Annotated in this window: 18 protein-coding genes; 4 read left to right on the forward strand and 14 right to left on the reverse strand. The window is 65.7% G+C overall.

Features of this window, described 5'->3' with window-relative positions; genetic code table 11:
* Window positions 1-5: 5 nt before the first annotated feature.
* From I6N89_RS03150 to I6N89_RS03175, 6 genes are all read right to left on the reverse strand, one after another.
* Complete coding sequence (locus tag I6N89_RS03150; RefSeq protein ID WP_207016748.1) at window positions 6-1,922, reverse strand: ABC transporter ATP-binding protein; 1,917 nt, start codon at window positions 1,920-1,922, stop codon at window positions 6-8.
* Window positions 1,919-2,875, reverse strand: coding sequence for a serine kinase (locus tag I6N89_RS03155; protein WP_207016749.1), 957 nt, complete (start codon window positions 2,873-2,875; stop codon window positions 1,919-1,921). Before I6N89_RS03155 ends, I6N89_RS03150 begins: the two co-directional genes overlap by 4 nt.
* Entirely contained in the window at window positions 2,872-4,764 is a 1,893-nt protein-coding gene (locus I6N89_RS03160) for an asparagine synthase-related protein (RefSeq protein WP_207016750.1), read from the reverse strand. Before I6N89_RS03160 ends, I6N89_RS03155 begins: the two co-directional genes overlap by 4 nt.
* A complete protein-coding gene (locus tag I6N89_RS03165) occupies window positions 4,761-5,231 on the reverse strand; it encodes a lasso peptide biosynthesis B2 protein (protein WP_207016751.1) in 471 nt (156 codons plus the stop codon). Before I6N89_RS03165 ends, I6N89_RS03160 begins: the two co-directional genes overlap by 4 nt.
* Window positions 5,231-5,494 carry a PqqD family protein gene (locus I6N89_RS03170; protein WP_236016417.1) on the reverse strand — a complete coding sequence of 88 codons (264 nt, stop codon included), beginning with the start codon at window positions 5,492-5,494 and terminating at the stop codon, window positions 5,231-5,233. The genes I6N89_RS03165 and I6N89_RS03170 overlap by 1 nt, the downstream gene beginning before the upstream one ends.
* Window positions 5,495-5,585: 91 nt before the next feature.
* Window positions 5,586-5,732, reverse strand: coding sequence for a hypothetical protein (locus tag I6N89_RS03175; protein WP_207016753.1), 147 nt, complete (start codon window positions 5,730-5,732; stop codon window positions 5,586-5,588).
* Between the two features lie 283 nt (window positions 5,733-6,015).
* On the opposite strand from I6N89_RS03175, the gene I6N89_RS03180 reads away from it, so the two are divergent.
* Entirely contained in the window at window positions 6,016-7,245 is a 1,230-nt protein-coding gene (locus I6N89_RS03180; protein ID WP_207016754.1) for a nucleotidyltransferase family protein, read from the forward strand.
* The gene (locus I6N89_RS03185; protein WP_207016755.1) at window positions 7,242-8,237 is read left to right on the forward strand and encodes a glycosyltransferase family 2 protein; all 996 of its coding nucleotides are present in this window, start codon (window positions 7,242-7,244) and stop codon (window positions 8,235-8,237) included. Before I6N89_RS03180 ends, I6N89_RS03185 begins: the two co-directional genes overlap by 4 nt.
* Before the next feature lie 32 nt (window positions 8,238-8,269).
* Here I6N89_RS03185 and I6N89_RS03190 read toward each other — a convergent pair whose 3' ends face one another.
* From I6N89_RS03190 to I6N89_RS03215, 6 genes are all read right to left on the reverse strand, one after another.
* Complete coding sequence (locus I6N89_RS03190) at window positions 8,270-9,478, reverse strand: polysaccharide biosynthesis/export family protein (protein WP_207016756.1); 1,209 nt, start codon at window positions 9,476-9,478, stop codon at window positions 8,270-8,272.
* Complete coding sequence (locus I6N89_RS03195) at window positions 9,468-10,178, reverse strand: sugar transferase (RefSeq protein ID WP_328805835.1); 711 nt, start codon at window positions 10,176-10,178, stop codon at window positions 9,468-9,470. Before I6N89_RS03195 ends, I6N89_RS03190 begins: the two co-directional genes overlap by 11 nt.
* Before the next feature lie 532 nt (window positions 10,179-10,710).
* The gene (locus I6N89_RS03200) at window positions 10,711-12,750 is read right to left on the reverse strand and encodes a DUF7408 domain-containing protein (protein WP_207016757.1); all 2,040 of its coding nucleotides are present in this window, start codon (window positions 12,748-12,750) and stop codon (window positions 10,711-10,713) included.
* The gene (locus I6N89_RS03205) at window positions 12,747-15,524 is read right to left on the reverse strand and encodes a DUF4159 domain-containing protein (RefSeq protein WP_207016758.1); all 2,778 of its coding nucleotides are present in this window, start codon (window positions 15,522-15,524) and stop codon (window positions 12,747-12,749) included. The genes I6N89_RS03200 and I6N89_RS03205 overlap by 4 nt, the downstream gene beginning before the upstream one ends.
* A complete protein-coding gene (locus tag I6N89_RS03210; protein ID WP_207016759.1) occupies window positions 15,521-16,399 on the reverse strand; it encodes a DUF58 domain-containing protein in 879 nt (292 codons plus the stop codon). Before I6N89_RS03210 ends, I6N89_RS03205 begins: the two co-directional genes overlap by 4 nt.
* The gene (locus I6N89_RS03215; RefSeq protein WP_207016760.1) at window positions 16,396-17,397 is read right to left on the reverse strand and encodes an AAA family ATPase; all 1,002 of its coding nucleotides are present in this window, start codon (window positions 17,395-17,397) and stop codon (window positions 16,396-16,398) included. Before I6N89_RS03215 ends, I6N89_RS03210 begins: the two co-directional genes overlap by 4 nt.
* A gap of 68 nt (window positions 17,398-17,465) precedes the next feature.
* Here I6N89_RS03215 and I6N89_RS03220 point away from each other — a divergent pair, with 68 nt between their 5' ends.
* Window positions 17,466-18,053 carry a DUF1285 domain-containing protein gene (locus tag I6N89_RS03220; protein ID WP_207016761.1) on the forward strand — a complete coding sequence of 196 codons (588 nt, stop codon included), beginning with the start codon at window positions 17,466-17,468 and terminating at the stop codon, window positions 18,051-18,053.
* A 29-nt stretch (window positions 18,054-18,082) separates the two neighbouring features.
* Here I6N89_RS03220 and I6N89_RS03225 read toward each other — a convergent pair whose 3' ends face one another.
* Window positions 18,083-18,835: an SDR family oxidoreductase gene (locus I6N89_RS03225; protein ID WP_207016762.1), complete on the reverse strand. Its 753-nt coding sequence runs from the start codon at window positions 18,833-18,835 to the stop codon at window positions 18,083-18,085.
* Between the two features lie 78 nt (window positions 18,836-18,913).
* Here I6N89_RS03225 and I6N89_RS03230 point away from each other — a divergent pair, with 78 nt between their 5' ends.
* Window positions 18,914-19,543, forward strand: coding sequence for a TetR/AcrR family transcriptional regulator (locus I6N89_RS03230; protein WP_207016763.1), 630 nt, complete (start codon window positions 18,914-18,916; stop codon window positions 19,541-19,543).
* A 132-nt stretch (window positions 19,544-19,675) separates the two neighbouring features.
* On the opposite strand, the gene I6N89_RS03235 is transcribed toward I6N89_RS03230, so the two are convergent.
* Complete coding sequence (locus tag I6N89_RS03235) at window positions 19,676-20,494, reverse strand: sulfotransferase family protein (protein WP_207016764.1); 819 nt, start codon at window positions 20,492-20,494, stop codon at window positions 19,676-19,678.
* Window positions 20,495-20,531: the final 37 nt, after the last annotated feature.

Consider the following 20,531-nt stretch of genomic DNA (forward strand, 5'->3'; position numbering starts at 1 on the left):
AAGCCCTAGCTCTGTGACGCTGCCCGCCTGCGTTTGAACTTCGGGCGAACCGGTGTGTGGGTCGATTCCTTGCTCAGCATCTTGGCAAAATCGCCGTCGGGTTTTGCCATAAGCTCACTTGGCGACCCGGACTCGATGAGCTGACCGTCTCCGATGGCGTGGATCGTATCGGCAAAGGCCACCATGGAGGGCCGGTGCGCGATGGTCAGTACCGTCAGGCCCTGACGCGCCATGCGGCGCACGGAATTGGCCACATGTTCCTGGGTCTTCCAGTCGAGCGCGCTGGTGGCCTCGTCGAGAACCAGGAAGCGCGCATTGCGCAGAAAGGCCAGCGCCAGCGCCAGCCGTTGACGTTCGCCGCCGGACAGCTGAACGCCGCGATTGCCGATCACCGTGTCGATGCCGTTGGGAAGGGCGCGGACGAAATCCGCCGCCGCCGCCAGTTCCAGCGCCTGCCAAAGCTCGTCTTCGTCGTGCTGGCGCGCGGAGATCATCGTGAGGTTCTCGCGCACCGAAAGATTGAGCAGAAAATTCTCCTGCGCTACATAAGCGATCTGTTCGCGCCAGCCGCGCAATTCCGGGGGGCTCAGAGGCCGTCCGTCGAAGGTGATGCGACCGGCGGTCGGCTGGATCAATCCGGTCACCAGATCGGCGATGGTGCTTTTCCCCGAGCCGGACATGCCGATCAGGGCGGTGACCCGGCCCGCCGGCATTTCGAGGGTGAGGTCGCGGACGGCGGGGCGTTCGGCACCTTCGTGACGATAGGAAACCCCTTCGAACACAATGCCGTCTTTCAGCGGCGGGATCGGCATGCTGGTATGTGCCGAGGTATCCTCGGCAAGGCGCAGATCGGTTTCGAGCCGACGCAGATGCCGCCAGGCGGCGAGGTTGGGCAGAAGCTGCTGCATCTGCATCTGCAAAGACATGAACCGCGGCGCGATCCGCATGGCGATCAGCAGGAGCACAACGAGGCTGGCAAAATCCATCGCAAGCACACGCACGGCGATATAGATGAAGATCGCCGCGCCGAGCGTGATCATGATATGAAACAGGCCGGAGCCGGTGGCGCTGTGATGCACATAGGCGCGGGTGTCGCGCTTGTTCTCGTTCAGGAGCTGCTGGAACTGGCCGAAGAAGACACGCTCACCATTGGTTGCGCGGGCGATCTTGAGACCGTTGAGGAAATCCGAGACCGTGGCGAACTGGCGCCGGCGCGATTCCTGCAACAGTTCGCCGAACTGGGTGGCACGGCGGCGGAACGGCCGCATCAGAACCAGCGCCACCACGCCGAAGCCAAGCATAAGCAGGGTCATCGGCGGCGAGATCAGCAGGCTCATGCCGGCGTAGATCGCCAGCATCACGAGGCCTTGCAGCCCGGCCAGCAGGAACATGCCGCAGGTCGAGATGCGCTCGACCTCGCTGGTTAGTGCGTGTTCGAGATCGCTGATCGCCAGCCGCGTGATCCGGTCCCAGCGCGCCCGCGACAATGCCGAGAACAGCGACAGCCGGACACCGTTGGTGAAATCGAACATCGTATCGTTGAGATAGGTCGTCTTCATCCGGTTAAAGGCGACCTGCGCCACTACCACCAGCACAAAGAGGCTCAGAAGCATCTCGAGGCTGATGGAGATGTCGGGCAGGGAAACCCCACCGATCTCGTATTGTCCAAGGTCGAGCGTCTGCGTTGCATCCTCGCTTTTCAGGATCACCTGAAGCACGGGAAGCAGCAGCAGGATCGACATGCCCTCGGTAAGCCCGCCGAGGATCAGCATCACCAGCGCCACCCAGAACCGCCGGCGCCCGACTCCGCGCAGCGCTGCCAGGATCTCGCGGATTTCCCGCGTGGTGCGCTGTCCTGGACGCTCCTTCTGTGCGGGTGTCGCTTTGGCGCGTCTGCCGGTGTCCTGCATGGCCATGGTCATCGGAGGTCACCTTCGTCTGTGGCGAGATCCGCGCGTATCGCGTCGATCAGCCCGGGCAGCCGGTCGTGACCGCAGGGCGTGCGCAGCCGCCGCACCGGAATGTTCCCGGCGATTCGCACGGCAGCGCTGAAATGCGCCGCCGCATCGGCCCCGCGCAGCGCCTCCGTGCCGAAGCGCGGTGCGAAGGCAAAGCGTAGCAGCGCGGGTAGCCTGGCCTCCGCCGGAATGTCGAGAAATTCCGCCTCGGGGCCGTCGCCGCGTTCGAGCACATAGATGCGCCGCGCCGGCACCTCGGTCTGTGCGAGGCCGCCCGGCAGCAGAACCCGGCGCTTGTCGATCTTGTCGTGCACGAAGGGGCGCACAACCCAGGACGGGCAGAGGGTCTGATGCGCGAGATCGGCCTCGGCCAGCTTGATCTGGGCGAACCCCGGCCGGATCACGCCCGAGATCGGGTCGATTGCCACCAGATCGTCGGCAAGCAGCGGCGCACCGCTGCGCAACAGCGCGCCGGCCGTGGTGGATTTGCCGGTGCCCTTGTCCGCGAGCAGCGCGATGCCCGCCCCGTCGATTGCCGCGGCGCTGGCATGCAGCACAAACAGCCCGTTGCGCCGCAGCACCTCTGACAGGATCGGGCCCAGAATCGGGAAGGCGAGCAGATCGTCGGGAACGCCGTCTTCCCGGTCGACGCTGACGCGGTCGCCCTGCGGCGAGACGTGAAACGCGCCGACATCCTGCCACCAGAAGGTCGAGCCGGTCTCGTCGAAGACATAGCCGTTACCCGAATGTCCGTTCCGCCGGGGGACACGCGCATTGGCGATGCGCAGCTTACGCATGCCAATCCGCGCCGGGCCGCCATGTGAGAGTTCCGGCAGGCTGAGTTCGGAGCAGATGTCGAACCCGTAGGCGCAGTAGGAATGGGCGATCTGGGTCTCTGTCGGTACGATAACGTTCATGACAGGGCCTTTCTCGGGGCAGGCATTTCGGCGCCGGTACGGCTGTGCAACCAGGTGTCCAGCCACAGCAGGCGCATCAGCGGGGCAACGGCGCGGGGCCGGGTGTCCTCTTTGTCGAAGGCGTCGATGACGCCGCGCAGCGACCCTGGGTCGAGATAGGGGGCGAGCAGCTCGGGTACCGCGTGGGCGAGGCTGTCGAGCCGTGCGCGCTGCGCGGCGGTGAAGCCCGTGACGATTCCGGGCGTGAAATCGGTCTTGCCCTCGCGCCGGCGCACGATCTCGGGGAGCACGCCGGCCATCGCCTTGCGCAACAGGTCGCGCGGTTGCCCCGGCGCGATTTTCGCCCGGGTCGGCTGGCCCAGCGTGATCGCGATCACATGCCGGTCGTAGAACGGAAAGCGCAGGTCGAGCCCGGCATGGGTGGCGGCACGGTCGAGGAACTCGAAGGCCAGCGCCGTGCTTGGGTTCTGCACGATACGGGCGTGGTAGCGGGTGAACGGATCGAGATGATCGTGGCGCAGCGCGACGGGCCCGAACGGCGCGGTGTCGGTATAGCCGGGTGCGAGCGGCTGCGGCGGCATCAACTGCATTGGGGTCTGCCCCGCCGCGCTTTGGCCCAGCATGCGGCGCATCAGCGGGCGCACCGGGCGGGGGCCGTGATGCGCGAGCGCGGCGATCATCTGGCTACGGGGAGAGGAGGGCGTTTCGCTGACAGCCGCATTGGCCCGCAATGCGCGCCAGAGTGTGCGCCAGCGTCTTTCATGCGCCAGCTCGCCGAAATACCAGGTGCCGTTGCCGATGACCTCGTCGCCGCCATGCCCGTCGAGTACGACACCGGCGCCAATGCCGACGGCGGCGCGATGTGTCTGCGCCAGCATCGTCTGGTTCGGGGCGAAGACCGGAAAACCCTGCTCCGCGAGCACCCGGTCCATGCCCTCGAAGGCGGTTCCGATGCGCGTCTGCGCGTCGACGCCCAGGATATTGCCGCAGTTTCGGACCGCATCGATATAGCGGCCCTCGTCAAGCTCCGGCATCTCGGCATAGCGCATGGAAAGCGCCCGCACCGGCCTGTCCGAGGCGCGTGCGGCCAGACAGGTGATTGTGCTGGAATCAAGCCCGCCGCTCAGCAGGGTGGTGGAATCGCGCGTCATGCGCGCGCGGACGGCACGGTCGAGCGCTTCGGCAAGCGCCTCGGGGGCCTCGGCCTCGGGAAGCGTTGCGGTCTCGATCTGCCACCATGCGTCTTCCCACACGGAGGTACCGTCGCACGCAAGCCGATGCCCCGGAGCAAGGCGGCGGACGCCGGGAAAGGGAGACAACGCCGCGTCATGCTCTTCACCGGAGAGAAACCCGGCGATCCATCGCGGATCCGGTGCGGCGACGCCATCGTCCAGCGCAGCCGGTTCACTGGCGATCAGCAAGAGGTCCGCTGTGGCGCGGTAGGCGAGCGGCTTGATGCCGAACCGGTCGCGCAGGGCGAGCAGGCGGCGCGCGGCGGGATCCCAGATGACGAAGGCGAACTCGCCCTCGAGATGATCGCCGAGCGCGACGCCCCAGCGATCATAAGCCGCCAGAACCGCGAGCGCGTCGCTGCGATAGCGGCTCCCTGCCGCCTGCGCCAGCTGCGGGCCGTCGAGAATTGCGAGGTCTCCCACCAGCAGCGGGCCGTCCGGGCGCAATTGCCAGGCACCGCCGGTCGGCGCGAGAATGTCGGAGGTCCCGTTCGCGCCGGGCCGGAACATCAGCTGCGCAAGGGCGGCGGGTCCGCTTTCGGTTCGGTAGATGCCCTGTGGCCCACGATGGCGCAGCCGCGCGAGCGGTGCATCGAGCAGCGGACCCGGTGCCGGACCGGCCCCGTTCAGCCGCAACGCTGCCACAAAGCCGCTCATTCCCGCGCACTCTGCAAGCGGGATGGTGTGTTTGCGGCCGGTTCAAAGGCGCGGTGTCGCGCATAGTCCTCGCTGCTGCCGCCAAGCACGATCACTCCGTCGCTGAGCAGCCAGGCATGGGGACGGAACCCCTCGCCGGTATCCACCGGCAGGCTCAGGCGGATCTCGCCGCCGCGGCCACGTTTCGCCAACAGCCAGTCGCCTGCAAGCGCCTGGGTCAGACAGGTGGCGCCCGGCACCAGACGGGCGGCAGCGGTGACCGACCAAGCGATTTCGCGCAGGTCGTGTAGTGGCGAAAGGGTGCCCGTCGCAGTCGCCGCCTGCGCGCGCTCGGCATCAATTCCGGCTCGTAGGCGCGGCATCTGCCTCAGGATGAGCGCGAGCCGTGCGCGCGCCACCGCCACCAGCGCCGTGACTAGCAGGTGCAGACGATGGGGGGACCGCAGGACTCTGCCCAGCCGGTCCATCAGGCCGCTCCTTGAAGCAGGCTTTCATCCATCAAAGTCGATACGAAGGTCTCGACATCCGCCGTGCAGATCTCGGGCGAGACATCGAATTCCGTCACCACGGCGGCGACGAGCGTGTCGATATCGGCACCGTTCGAGAGGGCATTCCAGATCGTGGCCCCGACCGGGTCGAGGCTGAAATAGGTGTTGGTTTTCATGTCGAGGATCGCGAGCCCGTCGCCATACGCGCAGGCCATGCAATCGGGTTTGGGGCGATAAATCATCACGTTGAAAACTCAAAGGAAAGATCTGGCCGGGATCGGCAGCTGACCCCGGCCAGAATGTTTTAGACCGAACCTTCGGAACCCGAAAACCTCAGGTGAAGGTGAAGGTCGGAAGCGGATCGCCGGGGTTGATAACGAAAACGGCGTCGGCTTTGGTGCCCGAGGATGCCCCGTGGGTCAGGTCCTCAAGCTTGCCGTGCGCGCGGATCTGGGGCGCGCTGTAAGGCAGTTTTTTCATGAAAAGTCTCCTACTCAGAATAAGGCTTAAATTGGCCGTTATTCCAGCATGACGGGTCGAGTAGGGGAGTCAATGTTTCGCTGCGGCTGCAAAATTTGGAAACAACCTGAGATTGCTTCATACAACTAGAGGTTAATATAAGGTTAACTTTTGAGCGCCGTGCCGCCGCGCTATGCCGCATTTTCCGACATAGTAAAAACAACCGAATTTCTTTCAGTGCAAAAGAAACAGATTCGGGGAATCATGACATGAAAATCGAACCGCTCGTTGATTTTGGTTTTGATTGCTTTCACTCTATTCAACAGTAGGGGCAAATGCCAAATGGTTTTATCGCTATCCCGTTACAATCGCCACAAAATCGTTACGAAGCGACGTGAAGGAGCATCATCTGCCATTCGCACCTGAACAGTTTAAGAAGGTATTTGGGCACCATTGCGTGTCCGAAACGGCGTTTTTGCTGGGCGCCGCCGAAAATGCCTTTTCCGAGGTCGATTCGCACGCCCATGCCGCGGCATTTCCGGATCTCGACCCGCTGCACCTTTTCGAGCTCGCGCGCCTCAACAAGATGATCGGGTTTCTGCCCCAGGAGGCGGCGGCTCTGCCGCGTGGCTGCGAGGTGTTGGCCCCGCGCTTGTCCCAGCTTCGTCTACAGATGCTTCTTCTCAACAGGCGTGGACTCGCCATCGGCGCACGGATCTCGGATCGTCTCAATGCGGCCGGAATTGGGCATGTGCATCTCAAGGGGCCGTTGCAGCAGGCCGCGCTTTACGGCGATATCGCCCGCAAGCCGAGCGCCGATATCGACATTCTCGTACATCCGCGACAGCGCCGTGCCGCCACCGCCCTCGTCCGAGATGCGGGGTTCGAACAGGTCGACCGCCGCAAAGCCATCTGGTGGCAGATGTTTCTGGGCGAGATCCACCTGCGCGACCCGGAGAATGGGGTGATGATCGACCTGCATCACGCGATTCAGCAGGCCGGCCTGCCAAGCCCGCGCAACCTTTCGGCCTTTCTCGATGAGAGCCGCGAAATGCGCTTCGAAGAGCTGCGCTTTCGCGTGCCGGGACCGGTCTATCGGGTGCTGCTTGCGTCGATCTCTCTGGGAAAGGCGTTTCTCTCTCGCGAGCCCTGCCTCAGCGGGGTGCTTGATCTGCGAGCCGCGATTGCGTGTTTGACCCCCGAAGAGCGCAAGTGCCTGGCGCCGACCGCGCGGGCGGTGCGTCTTGAGTATACACTGGGGCTGGCGCTGCGCATGCTTGAGGCCGTGTATCCCGCGGCGGCAATGCCGGGGCTGCCACGTCCACTTGCCGGCCTGTCATCCGAGATGCTGCGCCAGATGATCGCGACCCCCTGGATCGACGGGCTGCCCTGGCCCCGACGTCGCGTCATCATGTCGGAACTTTGCGGCCGTGACAGCTTGCTGTTCCTGCGCGAAAATCTGCGGTCGCTCCTGTCCGAGCTGCTCCGTAAAACGCTTGAATCCCGTCCGTCCCGTAAAGGAGTTGCGCGATGACCGATCCTCAGCGCTCTGTCTGTGTCATCATTCCGGCGCATAACGCATCGGCGACCATCGCCGGTGCGGTCCGTTCTGCGCTCGATCAGCCCGAGGTTGCCGAGGTGATTGTCGTGGACGACGCATCGCAGGACGACACGGCGGCGGCGGCAGAGGCGGTGTCGCCGGGGGATCCGCGCCTCAAGGTGCTGCGGCAAAAGAAAAATGTCGGCCCTGCACTGGCGCGCAATCTCGCCATTGACCAGGCAACCGCGCCGTTGATCGCGATCCTAGATGCGGACGACTATTTCCTGCCCGGGCGGTTCGCGCCGCTGCTGGAGCAGTCCGGCTGCGACATCATCGCGGACAATATCGTCTTTGTTCCGGAATCGCGACCGGACTTCGTCACGCGTGAAGAGCTCGACGCGCCACGCTCTCCCAAAGCCACGGTGATCGGGCTGGCTGCCTTTCTGCACGGCAATATCCCGGATGCCGCCGTGCGGCGGGGCGAACTGGGCTTTCTCAAGCCGGTCTTGTCCCGCGCGTTTCTGGACAAACACGGTCTGCGTTACGACCCGTCGCTGCGCCTGGGGGAGGATTTCGTGCTGTATCTCGAAATGCTGGTCCGGGGCGCGCGGTTCAGCGTGCTGCCGAATGTCGGCTATGTCGCGCGGGTGCGCCCAGACAGCCTGTCCGGACGGCACGGCGCCGACGATCTGCGCCATCTCTTTCAGGCGTCGTTGCAGCTGCAAAAGAAGATTGGCGCCAAAAAGGAAGACCGCCGCGCGATGCAGGCTTATCTGCGGGCCTTGCGCGCGCGCTATCTGTTGCACGCTTTCCTTGAAATCAAACGCGAATCCGGTCTCGCAAGTGCCGCCCGCCATGCGCTGGTGCCGCCGTACAATGCATGGCCGATCGCTCGGGGGGTGCTGCGCGACAAGCTGGCTGCTGCATTCGGCGCGCGCGGCGCGCAGCCGGTTCTGCCCTCACGCTATCTTCTACCGCTCGAATGAGAAGGGAACAGACCCGGATAAGCGGGTCGCCGTCAGATACCCGAGACGTCGGCGGCCAGCGAGAATTGCAGGATGTCGCCAGGCATGACCCGCCGGTCAAAGCCGGCTTCGACCGCTGTGTCGGCGCCGCGGTCGAACAGCGCGACATCGAGCGCGACCTCCGGTCGTTCGGCAGCATTCAGGAGGGTCACAATCTGTTCCTGGGTGCGGCGCTGGGACCGGGTCTGCTCCAGCTGAGCCTGCGTATCCTGAAGCTGGCGCAGCGCGTTGGCCGTCTGGCCCTGTACGATTTCCAGACGGTCGGCTTCGGCACGCGCGATATCCTGACGCGCCGCGAGGATTGCGCCGCGCACGTCGAGGCTCTGGGCTTCGATAGTGGAATAGGTCCGTTGCGCTTCGAGCATCCGTGACGCGACTGTCAGGCCGCGTTCGGACAGGCTGCCGATGGATTCCAGACGGCTGCCGGCCAGTTCCAGCTGCTTTTGCAGAGAAACGGCATTTTGCTGCAATGAGTCGATTTCCGTCGTCAGCAGGTTGATACGCCCCTTGATCAGGTCGAGCGACCGCTGTCGCCTATCGGCATCGAGCCTGAAAAGTTCGAGTTCACGGGCCTTGATCGCCTCCCCGCGCGTGCTGTCGAGCATCGGCGGGAAATCGATCGAAGGCGCCTCGGTGCTTACGGCCCGAAGACGCGCCGCGCGTGCGGTAAGATCGTCCTCGCGCATGCGATGCTGTTCGAGAAGCGCGGTTGCATTCAACCGAGCGCGCGCAGGGTCGTTCAGAACATCGGATGACAGCGGTACGCCACCGGCCATTGCCAGCGCTTCGCGTACGGTCATGCCTTCACGAAATTCTATGGGACCGGATTGGCGCACCAAGCCGAGCACCATGATCGGCGGCCGCTCGGAGATGCTGACGGTGACTGCGGGCAGATCGGACAGCGCAAGCTGTTCGATCAGACCATCCGCAATCCGGCTCGCCACCGCGCCGGGCGTTTTGTCGATGACCTCGGTCCGCCCGAGGATCGGGAGCAGAATTGCGCCCTCTTCATCGACTGTGTAGGCGCTGTTCCAGCCGGCCCAACTGCGCATTTCGCCGCTGATCGTATCCCAGCGAGCGACATGAATCGTCAGCTCATAGCCCGTTCGGATCTCCTCGGCAGCGGCGGAAGCGGCCGCGCTCAGGCTGAGGAGGAGCGCCGCACAGGCTGCGCGCAGGGCGCGCAGCCGTTCACCGTGCACCGCGTGCCATGACGACAGCGGGAACCGTGCGAAGCATGACCCAGAGATCCAGGAACGGATGCCAGTTCGAGACATAGTAGCGGTCAAGTTTGATTCTCTCGCGATAGCTCGTGTCGGACCGGCCGCTGACCTGCCAGAGGCCGGTCACACCCGGACGCGCACGCAGATAGTGCTCGGCGGAGCGGGAGTAGATCTCGAGCTCGTCGGCCACCACCGGTCGCGGGCCGACGACACTCATTTCGCCGGTCAGCACATTGATCACCTGAGGCAGCTCGTCGAGGCTGAGTTTGCGCAGCACGGCCCCGATGGGGGTTACCCGGGGGTCGTTGTCGAGCTTACGCTCGCGCAGCCAGATTTCGCGATCCTGCGGGCGCGACAGGAAATGCCGCTCCAGAATTTCGTCGCCATCGGTGGCCATCGTCCGGAATTTCCAGCAGCGGAATGTCCGTCCGCTGAAGCCGATGCGCTTGTGACCATAAAAGATCGGACCGGGATCCGTCAGTTTGATCATCAGCACCAGGCCAATAAACAGCGGCAGGAATGCGGGCACGGCAATCAGAACGATAAAAATGTCGATTGCACGCTTTACGAACCCGCCGGTCGGCGAGAGAGATGCGAACGATACTCGCGCTGTTTCGAAGGCGTTTCCGCCTAGCATAGTGCGCCCTCTCGTGAATGTATCATGTATGGTGTAGGACATCGAATATCCCTTTAAAAACATTAATTACATTCTGCTCGGTCGATGTTTGTATTCTTTTCGTTACTGTCGTTATCTTCGGAGTCGAAGGAAGTCTTATCAGCCTTAAAAAACGTAAGCGTGACAGCTAAGAAATGACAGAAAGGTTTCCCTGTATGGTCGGAAAATCTTTCCGGCTACCAGTGCGAAGATCATTTTGCGTTCAGATCTTACGGTTTCGCCGGCTGATGCCCATGATATTTGCACAAATTGAACGGCACCCGACGTTCAGCCGTCCAGAATTTACACGCATAGGGAGAATCACTTGATTCGAAATATCTGAAATCGGGAATTTTTAAGGCAGCTTTGGATAGAATCAGCGTCCCGGCGAGGGTGGCCATCTGTCTTCCGAGGTCTGAACAACGCGGATTTCTCTATAATTTATAGTAGCTTCGTAGGAAGGGATCACCCGGAGAGGGCTTTGGCGACGTCCTGGAAATAGTCTGTCTCCCGCGCTTTCCAGGGCGCGCGCCGCCTCTCGGTCCCCAGGGGCCTTCTATCGCCGTCCTTCGCGCAGCCAAGCACCGATGATGAATCCGGAGGCGAGCAGCAGGGTCAGCCAGGCCGGAAGCAGTGGGATCTGCCGGACATCCATGGTCTCATAGGCTTCGCGTGGGGTGATCCCGATCCAGCCGCGTCCGGCGGCGGGCCGGCCCGCACCGACCGAGCGGATGCTGGGCAGCCCCTCTTCCAGCCGCATCACGCCGCCGCGCATCGTGTCGATCACCGGCTCCAGCGCTTCGCCGCTGGCGATGGTCTGCTCGAATTCGCGCGGAGCGGCGGGGCCGAGGCCGATCACCGCCTCTTCCTCACCGTTTTGCAGCCGGTAAAGCCCGATCTCGGGGCCGTCATAGAGCGCTTCGTAACGGCCCGGCGACACCTCTTCCAGCGTCACCTCCTCGGTCTCGCCATCGGGCCGCGTCACCGTCACGCTGCCGACGCTTTCGCCCAGGGTACGGCGGATGATGCGCATGCTTTGGCCGGTGGCCTCGGCCCAGAGCGCCTCTTCCTCGAGCTCCGGCTCCTTCATCATCCAATGCGCCAGCCGCCGCAGCAGGTCGAGCTGCGGCCCGCCGCCCTCGTAGCCGCGCGACCAGAGCCAGGCCTGATCCGAGGCGAGCAGCGCCACGCGACCCTCGCCGACCCGGTCGAGGATCAAGAGCGGCCTGTCGTCGGCGCCGGACATGACCACATCGCCCTCCAGCGGTTCCAGCTCGATCTGGCGCAGCCAGCGGCCCCAGGTCTCGGCGCCGGTCAGCCCGGCGGTGACCGGGTGGCGCTGGCCCAGATCGGTGACCTTGGGCCGATAGCCCTGGTCGATCACCCGGGCGGTGGGTTCGGCGGGCAGGATCTCTGACAGGGGCGAGCGATAGATGGAATCGGCGCTGGCGAAATCCGGCCCGGCGGCCACCAGCACGGCACCGCCCTGCTCGACATAGTTGCGCACATTGTCGAGATAGATCGCCGGCAGGATGCCGCGCCGCTTGTAGCGGTCGAAGATGATCAGGTCGAAATCCTCGATCTTCTCCAGAAACAGCTCGCGCGTCGGGAAGGCGATGAGCGACAGTTCCGTCACCGGCACGCCGTCCTGTTTCTCGGGCGGGCGCAGGATGGTGAAATGCACCAGATCGACGGAACTGTCGGATTTCAGCAGGTTGCGCCAGGTGCGCCCGCCCGCATGCGGCTCGCCCGAGACCAGGAGCACGCGCAGCCGGTCGCGCACGCCGTTGATCTGCACCAGCGCCGCATTGTTGCGGTCGGTCAGCTCGCCCTCGCCCTCGGGGGTGGAAAAGCGGATCACGTTCAGGCCGCCATGCGGCAGCTCGATCGGCAGATCCACATCCTCGCCGATGGGCACGGTAAAGCTCTGCGGCTCGCCGCCATCGACCGAGATGTCGAGCGCGGTGTTCGCGGCCCCGGGCGCGGCGCCATCGTCCTCGATCCGCAGGGTCAGGGTGACCGGCTCGCCGAGAATGGCAAAGGCGGGCGCGTTTTTCACAATCAGCCGACGGTCCCAGTCCTCGTCCCGTCCGGTCATCAGCAGATGCATCGGCGCGGGCGGGTTCGGCGCGCGGTCGAGATCGTGCAGCCGCCCGTCCGAGAGCAGGAACACCCCGGCGATGCGCCCGCGCGGTTCCTCGGCCATGGCCGAGGACAGCGCCGTCATCAGCTGCGTGCCGGTGTCGCCCTCGCCGTCGCCGACCTCGATCCGGCGCAGCTCGGTATTGGGGCGGGCGGCGATGCGCGCTTCGAGCGTCGCCGCCGCGTCCTCGGTCACCTCCAGCCGGTCGGCGAGGCGCTGCGAGGCGCTCTTGTCCACCACCATCAGCACGATATCCGAGAGCGGCGCGCGATCCTCTTCCTGAAAGCTGGGCTGGGCCAGCGCCGCGACCAGCACGAAGCCGGCAAAGAAGCGCAGGGGCCAGCCGGTCAGCCCGCGCCACAGTGCCAGCACGACCCCGGCCAGCGCCACGGCGGCGAGTGCCCCGATCAGCGGCCAGGGCAGCAGCGGGTCGAAAACGATCTGTCCGGTCATTGGCCCAGCCTGTCGAGCAGCGCCGGCACATGGACCTGGTCGGATTTGTAATTGCCTGTCAGCACATGCATCACCAGATTGACCCCGAAGCGATAGGCGATCTCGCGCTGGCGTTCGCCGGCAAAGCCCGAGCCCATGCGCACCAGCGGATTGCCGCGCTCGTCGGTGGCCCAGGCGGCGGCCCAGTCATTGCCGCCGATCACCACGGGGGTCACGTTGTCGTTGAGATTGCGGAAGGGCATGCCCTCGATCAGCTCCGCATCGGGGGGCGCCGCCTCGACCCAGACATCGCGGCTGGCATAGCGTCCGGGGAAATCCTGAAGCAGGTAGAAGGTGCGCGTCAGGACGTGATCCTGCGGCACCGGTTCCAGCGGCGGGATGTCGAGCGGCGCGGCGAGCTGTTGCAGCTTGCGCCCCTCCGGGCTGGCGGCGCCAAAGCTCGCCACATCCGCATCGCGGGTGTCAAAGAGGATCATGCCGCCCGAGCGGAGATATTCGTTGAGCTTGGCATAGGCCTCGGCGGATGGTGTCGGCTGGCCGGCGGTGGCCGGCCAGTAGAGCATCGGGAAAAACGCCAGCTCGTCGGTTTCGAGATCGACGCCCACCGGCTCGGCAGGCTCGACGGAGGTGCGGAAGAACAGCGTGTCCGACAACCCGCGCAGCCCGGCCTGCGCCAGATCGTCGAGCTGCCGGTCGCCGGTCAGTACATGCGCCAGCGTCACCTCCGAGGCGGCGAGAATGGCGGCGGCGTCGCTATCTTCCTCCTGCGCGCGGCCCTGTGCCGGAAGGATCAGCAGCGCCGCGAGGAGCGCCGCCGCCGCGCCGCGCGCCCGGGGCCCGCCGAGGCGGCCCGACAGGGCCAAGGAGGCGATCACGTCGGCCAGCAGCAGTGCGATGGCGCCGGCCAGCAGCCAGCCCGCCAGCGGGGTTTCCTGCGGCCGTGACAGCCCCTCGACAGAAATCCGCTCCGGCCAGAGTGCCGGTTCCAGCACCGTCTCCGCCGTCACCGTGTTGCGCGCCAGGCTGCGTTCCTCGCCCTGATAAAGCCCGGGCATCAGCTCCGGTCCCAGAGGCGTGCTCAGCAGATCCTCGCCCGCAACGCCGGGCAGGGTGCCGGCATCGCCGACCCGTCCAAAGGCGTCGAGCACCCGGATCGGCTGCCAGATCGTGCCTTCGAGATCCTCCGCCTCGGGCGCGGCGGGCATGGCCGAGACCGCCAGCCGTTCCAGCATCTGCACAAAGAGCCCCGAGAGCGGCAAGGAGGACCATTCCGCATTGGCGGTGACGTGGAACAGCACCACCTGCCCCTGGCCCACGCGCTTGCGCGTCACCAGCGGCGTGCCGTCGGTGAGCTGCGCGATCACCCGCGACGCCAGCGTCGGGTCAGGTTGCGCCATGACCTGAGAGCTGACCGTCACGTCCTCGGGGATATCGAGCCCATGGAACGGGCTGTCCTCGGGGAAGGGCGCCAGCGATTTCGGCTCGCCCCAGCTCATCGCGCCGCCGACCGAGCGCCCGCCGGCGCGCAGCCGCACCGGCATCAGCGCATCCTCTTCGCTGCGGCTGACATCGCTCGCCGCCAGACGCGGCCCGGCAAAGCGTAAGAGCGTGCCGCCGGCCTCCAGCCACTCCAGGATACCCGCCTCTTCGCCCGGCGCCAGCGTCGCCACATCGGCCAGCACGATCACATCGGGGTTGGCAGGCAGCACCGCCTCCAGCGTGCCGTCGAGCAGCTCGGCGGTGGGCACCAGCGCCTTGTGCAGGAAATGCAGCGGCGAGAGCAGTTCCAGCCCCTCGCGGTTTTCGTTGCCGGCGATCAGCGCGACCTCGCGGCGGCGCAGGCTGTCATCGGGCAGCGCCACGGCGCCGGCGCTGCGGGCGCCCTCGATCTCGAAGCGGGTGATGCGCGCGCGCAGTTCGGCGGGCAGGTTCAGCACTAGCTCGGCCTCGGTGGCCGATTGCTCAAAGATCACCGGATTGCGCGCCAGCACCGCCGGGTTGCCCGCCGGATCCAGCCCATGCGCCGCAACCGACAGCTCGGTCTCCGGCCCCGGGCGCAGCCGCCGCAGGGTCAGCGCCACATGGCCGTCCTCGAACCGCGGCGGGGTCAGGGCGTAATGCGCACGCGGGCTCTCGAACACGGTAACGGTGCCGCGCGATTCCAGCGCCGAGAGCAGCGCCGCGCGGCTGTCGCGGGCGAGCCCGTCGGACATCCAGTAGCTGTCGAAATCCTCCTCGGGCAGCAGCGACAGGGCGCGCGCCATACGCTCCTCATCGGGCTGCCAGGGCTCGGGCAGGATGCCGGTGAGCCGGCTTTTCAGCACGCCCGCCGCCTGGAATTGCGGTTCCTGCGGATCAGTGAGCCGCATCAGCGCCACGGGGCGGCCGTCGCGCTCGGCCCGGGTCAGCAGCGTGTCGAGCGCTTCGAGCCGGGCGCGCCAGTCGGACGCGCTCGACCAGCTGGCATCCATCACGACCAGCAGCGGGCCGGAGCCGGCGCTATCGCCGGCCTCGTCCTGCGGGTTCAACACCGGGCCGGCGAGGCCGACGATCACCGCCGCCACCGCCAGCATGCGCATCAGCAGCAGCCACCAGGGCGTGCGGTCGGTGACCTGTTCCTCGTCCTTGAGGCCGAGCAGAAGCACCACGCCGGGAAACATCCGCCGGATGGGCGCCGGCGGCACCGCGCGCAGGATCACCCAGAGCACCGGCAGCGCGATCAGCCCCAGCAACAGCCAGGGCGCGGTAAAGCCGAGAGGGCCGAGCACGGTCATCCGTGGCCTCCATCCATCGCACGATAGACCCAGAGCAGCGCCGATTGCGCGCTGTCTGAGGTATGGTGACACAGGTATTGCCAGCCGGTTAACCGCGACAATTGGGCGAGGCGATCCTTGCGCGCGTGCAACCGGTCGAGATAGCGGTCGCGCAGGTCGCTGGCCTTGAGCGTTTCATGCGCCAGCGTGCCGCCGACGCTTTCGAACACCGTGCGGCCCTTGAAGGGAAAGCTCTCCTCGCTCGGGTCGAGCACCTGGCAGAGCACGCCACGCACGCCCCGGTCGGCGGCCTTGGTCAGCGCGGCCTCGACCGGATCGAGATCGCCGAGGAAATCCGACACGAAGAGCGCCCGCGCATGCGGAATCATGCCGCGCGCCTCGGGTTCGGAATACTCCTCGCCGCCGTCCTCCGACAGCGCCTCGGCCAGCCGCAGGATCTGCACATCGCCGTTGCGCGGCGGCAGCGACCAGCCGGTAAAGCCCACGCGTTCGCCGCCCCGGATCAGCAGGATCGCCGTGGCCAGCGCCACCAGCCGGGCGCGCTCGGCCTTGCTGGGCAGATCCTTGTCCGAGGCAAAGCGCATCGAGGCGCCGCCATCGACCCAGAGCTGCACGCTCTGCGCGATCTGCCATTCGCGTTCGCGTACGAATTGCTCGTCGCCCCGGCCCGAGCGGCGCCAGTCGATGCTGCGATAGGTGTCGCCGGGGCGCAGCGGGCGGTATTGCCAGAAATCGTCGCCCATGCCGGCACGCCGTCGGCCGTGCTCGCCCAGAAGCACGGTGCCGGCGAGATGCTCGGCGCGGGCGAGCAGCGCGGGGAAACGGCTGGCTTCCTCCTGCGCGTCGCGGCGAAGAAGGGCGATGCGCTCGCTCAAGCGGCGGCCTCGCTGGGCACCAGCCCGCCGGCCACATCGTCGATGATCGCGCCCAGATCCTCGCCGCGCGCGCGGGCCGAGAAGGTCAGCGCCATGCGGTGAACGAGCACGGGGCGCGCCATATTGATCACATCCGCCGGCGAGGGTGCCAGACGTCCCTCAAGCAGCGCGCGGGCGCGCACGGTCATCATCAGCGCCTGCGCGGCACGCGGGCCGGGGCCCCAGGCGACGGTGTCGCGCACCCGCTCGGAGGCGGAGGGATCGTCGGGGCGGAAGGCGCGCACGAGATCGAGAATCATCTCCACCACCGCGTCGCCCACCGGCATCCGCCGCAACAGGTGCTGCGCCGCGATCAGCGAGGCGGGATCGAAAACCGCATGCGCCTCGGCCTCTTCGGTCCCGGTGGTGGCGAGCAGGATATCCTTTTCCGTCTTGCGGTCGGGATACATCACGTCGATCTGCACGAGGAAACGGTCGAGCTGCGCCTCGGGCAGCGGGTAGGTGCCCTCCTGCTCGATAGGGTTCTGCGTGGCCAGCACATGGAACGGCAGCTCGAGCTTGCGGGTTTCGCCGGCGACAGTGACGGATTTCTCCTGCATCGCCTGAAGCAGCGCCGATTGCGTGCGCGGCGAGGCGCGGTTGATCTCGTCGGCCATCAGCAACTGGCAAAAAATGGGGCCATGAATGAACTTGAAGGCGCGCGAACCATCGGCGCCGGTTTCCAGCACCTCGGAGCCGAGGATATCGGCGGGCATCAGATCGGGGGTGAACTGGATGCGGTTGCCATTGAGGCCCATCACCGTCGAGAGGGTTTCCACCAGTCGCGTCTTGCCGAGACCGGGCAGGCCGATCAGCAGCCCGTGGCCGCCGCAGAGCAGGGCCGAGAGGGTCAGCTCGACGACGCGCTCCTGGCCGATGAAGCGGCTGGTGATCGCGCGCTTGGCCTCGGCCAGCTTTTCTTCCAGCGCCTCGATTTCGGCGACCAGATCCTCGGCCATGTCCTGACTCCTTGCAATCTCTTCTTTACGGTTCGACTGTATCGCGAGGTTCGAAAATGGCAAAAGCAATGAGCACACAAAATTCCGTTACACCCTCCGCCGAGGGGCTGGCTGCCTCTGCACGCGCCGCAAAAGGGCGCGGATTGCCGCCGGTCCACAAATGGAACCCGCCGTTCTGCGGCGATCTCGACATGCGCATTGCCCGGGACGGCACATGGTTCTATCTCGGCACGCCCATCGGCCGGTTCGAGCTGGTAAAGCTGTTTTCGTCGATCCTGCGCAAGGATGGCGACGATTACTTTCTGGTCACCCCGGTGGAGAAGGTGGGCATCACCGTCGACGACGCGCCCTTTGTCGCCACCGATTTCGAGGCCGAAGGCGCGGGCGAGTCGCAGGTGCTGACCTTTCACACCCATGTCGGCGACATGGCGGTGGCGGGGCCGGAGCATCCGATCCGGGTGGAGCGCGACGCCGAGACCGGAGAGCCGTCGCCTTACGTACTGATCCGCGCCAATCTTGAGGCGCTGATCGACCGCAAGAGCTTTTACCGTCTGGTCGAGGTAGGCGCGCATCACGAGGTCGGGGGCGAAAGCTGGTTCGGCGTGTGGTCCTCGGGGGCGTTCTTTCCGATCATCCCCTCGGCGGAGCTGCCTTAAGGGGCGGGCGGTGGGCAGGATTGCCCACCCTACGCGGTCATGCGCCGCATGATGCCGTGGCCCAGCCCGGGCGAGAGCCGCATGATCCGCCGCAGCAGGCGGGCCTTGCCGATCCAGATCTCCGGCGTGCCGCGCGCCGCGCCGTCGAGTATCGCGCTTGCCGCAGCGGCGGGCGTCATCTTGCCCTCGGGCGCGCCGCGCGACAGCGTGGTGTCCACCAGCGGCAGCAGCGCCTCGCAGATGCCGATCTCGAACCCTGCATCCTCCGCCTGATAGCGCAGCGCCCGGGTGAAGCTGCGCATCGCCGACTTGCTGGCGCAATAGACCGGTGCATCGGTCTTGGGCGCCACCGCGAGGCCGGAGGTCACGTTGACCAGCCGCGCCTCGGGCTGAGCCGCCAGCAATGGCAAGAGCCCCACGGCGATCTGCATCGGCGCAATCGCATTGATGCGCATCTCTTCCTCGATCCCCTCCGCATGCGCGCCGCCATCGGTCAGCAGCGGATAGCGCATCACGGCGGCATTGTTGATCAGCGCCGCGCAACAGGGATGCGCGTCACGCACCCAGTTCGCGACGCCGAGGGGGATCTCGGGGTCGGCGAGATCGGCCTCCAGATAATCGGCGCAGCCGCCGGCATTGTGCAGCTCGGCAAGCGCCGCCGGATTGCGCGCCACCGCCAGCACAAGCGCGCCGGCGGCGCTCAGTTGCAGCGCCATCTCGCGCCCGATGCCCCGCGTCGCGCCGGTGAGCAGCACCGTCTTGCCGTTCCAGAAATGCGCCATCGCCTGTCCTCTTGATCCGGTTTGCGTTCCGGTAAAGAATGTGAGCGATCTCTCAGGTTTTCTACTCGCATTCGCACCATGCCCTCAGCCACGCAGATTCAGCCAAGAAAAACACCGCGTCAGGGCCGCTCGCGCGCGTCTTACGAGGCGATACTGACAGCAGCGGCTCAGATTCTGGAGCGTCAGGGGGCAGGGGGTCTCAGCACCAACACGGTGGCCGAGCGGGCAGGGGTGAGCATCGGCACGCTCTATCAGTATTTCCCCGGCAAGGAGGCCATCGCGGCGGAGCTGGTGCGCCGGATCAAGGCGCAGCTTCTGGCGGATCTGTCGCAGGCTTTGGAGGAGGCGCGCGGCCTCTCGATGCGCGAGGCGGCGGAAATCATGCTCGCCGCGTCGATCCGCCACCACGCCCGGGCGCCTGAGCTTTCGCGCGAGCTGGAGCGGATCGAGGAGCTGCTGCCGCTCGATCCCGAGACCGAGGCGGTGGCGGCGAATATCCATGCGGCGCTGGGCGGGCTTCTGGCCGGCTACGGTGTGGCGGAGCCGGCGGTCGCGGCGCGGGATCTGACCGCGCTCAGCAAGGGCATGGTGCATGCGGCGCTGTTCGCGGGCGAGACCGATCTGGCGCGGATCGAAGCGCGGCTGCTGCCGGCGGTATTGGGATATCTCGGGCTCGATCCTGGGGAGCGGTGCTTGCGGGGAGGGTGACGCCACACGGTGGGCAGATTGCCCACCCTACTATTGGGCGATGCCCCACGCGAGGAACGAGGCGGAAAGCCGGCGATGGCGCGGGTGGCACCGTAGGGTGGGCAGTCTGCCCACCGCCCCTCACGCCGGCGCTCAGTCGCCCAGCTTGGCATGCACCTCGTCGAGGTCGATCTCGCCGATCGGCATCTTGTTCGACGGGTCTTCGAAATCGTAGCGGAAGAGATCGAAATCGCGTTTGTAGATCTCGTAGATCAGATGCATCGACAGGTCGTCGAAATAATCCTCGACCGGATGCGCGCGCTTGGGGCCGTGGCCCTCGGATTCATTGAAACGCGGGATCGCCGAGAGATCGACATTATGCGGAGTCTGGACGTGATCCAGCACCGATTGCATCCCCTCATTGAACCTCTCGGTCCAGAAAATGTTGTTGTAGCGACCGCCATTGACGATGAAGGTCGAGACATGGCCCGACATCGCCGACCAATGGATATCGGGCTCCATCGGGCGGCGCCAGCGGATCGTGTCGCGCACGAAAAGCAGGAAGCGGCGGAAGCTGCGGATCTGGTCGAATTCCTGCTTGCCGTCATCGCCGCCGACCTCGATGCCGTATTTCTGGATCAGCAATGGCACGAGGTTGCCGCGGTAGCGGCTGCCGTTGCGCTGGATGCCGCAGATCTTGTCGAAAAAGCTAGACAGCACACGGGTATAGGGGTTGCGCACGCAGGTGAAGGCATAGGAGCTGCGGGTTTTCACGTTGGCCTTGATCGGCCCCTGGCTCTCTTCTCGGGCCCATTTGTGCAGGCCCCGCTCAGCGTCGTGAATGTCGCCGTCGAAGAATTCACCGTGATCGGAGTAATACATGATCTGCCCGATGGTCGAACAGGCGCATTTCGGCACGACCCGATACACCATGCTCTCGCTTTCGGTCATCCACGTTCCGGGAAACCCCATCTGCTGCCGCCTCCTGTCGCGCCCCTGTCTTGCCCCG

The sequence above is a fragment of the Salipiger abyssi genome (assembly GCF_017311415.1).
Classification (GTDB): Bacteria; Pseudomonadota; Alphaproteobacteria; order Rhodobacterales; family Rhodobacteraceae; genus Salipiger; species Salipiger abyssi_A.

Bases quoted from the DNA above. Each gene is read 5' to 3' on its own strand.
- I6N89_RS03175 (WP_207016753.1), bottom strand. From the start codon at position 5,732: ATGAAAAAACTGCCTTACAGCGCGCCCCAGATCCGCGCGCACGGCAAG.
- I6N89_RS03220 (WP_207016761.1), top strand. From the start codon at position 17,466: ATGAGCACACAAAATTCCGTTACACCCTCCGCCGAGGGGCTGGCTGCC.
- I6N89_RS03160 (WP_207016750.1), bottom strand. From the start codon at position 4,764: ATGAGCGGCTTTGTGGCAGCGTTGCGGCTGAACGGGGCCGGTCCGGCA.
- I6N89_RS03195 (WP_328805835.1), bottom strand. From the start codon at position 10,178: ATGTCCTACACCATACATGATACATTCACGAGAGGGCGCACTATGCTA.
- I6N89_RS03225 (WP_207016762.1), bottom strand. From the start codon at position 18,835: ATGGCGCATTTCTGGAACGGCAAGACGGTGCTGCTCACCGGCGCGACG.
- I6N89_RS03165 (WP_207016751.1), bottom strand. From the start codon at position 5,231: ATGGACCGGCTGGGCAGAGTCCTGCGGTCCCCCCATCGTCTGCACCTG.
- I6N89_RS03155 (WP_207016749.1), bottom strand. From the start codon at position 2,875: ATGAACGTTATCGTACCGACAGAGACCCAGATCGCCCATTCCTACTGC.
- I6N89_RS03170 (WP_236016417.1), bottom strand. From the start codon at position 5,494: ATGATTTATCGCCCCAAACCCGATTGCATGGCCTGCGCGTATGGCGAC.
- I6N89_RS03205 (WP_207016758.1), bottom strand. From the start codon at position 15,524: ATGACCGTGCTCGGCCCTCTCGGCTTTACCGCGCCCTGGCTGTTGCTG.
- I6N89_RS03185 (WP_207016755.1), top strand. From the start codon at position 7,242: ATGACCGATCCTCAGCGCTCTGTCTGTGTCATCATTCCGGCGCATAAC.
- I6N89_RS03215 (WP_207016760.1), bottom strand. From the start codon at position 17,397: ATGGCCGAGGATCTGGTCGCCGAAATCGAGGCGCTGGAAGAAAAGCTG.
- I6N89_RS03230 (WP_207016763.1), top strand. From the start codon at position 18,914: ATGCCCTCAGCCACGCAGATTCAGCCAAGAAAAACACCGCGTCAGGGC.
- I6N89_RS03150 (WP_207016748.1), bottom strand. From the start codon at position 1,922: ATGACCATGGCCATGCAGGACACCGGCAGACGCGCCAAAGCGACACCC.
- I6N89_RS03200 (WP_207016757.1), bottom strand. From the start codon at position 12,750: ATGACCGGACAGATCGTTTTCGACCCGCTGCTGCCCTGGCCGCTGATC.
- I6N89_RS03235 (WP_207016764.1), bottom strand. From the start codon at position 20,494: ATGGGGTTTCCCGGAACGTGGATGACCGAAAGCGAGAGCATGGTGTAT.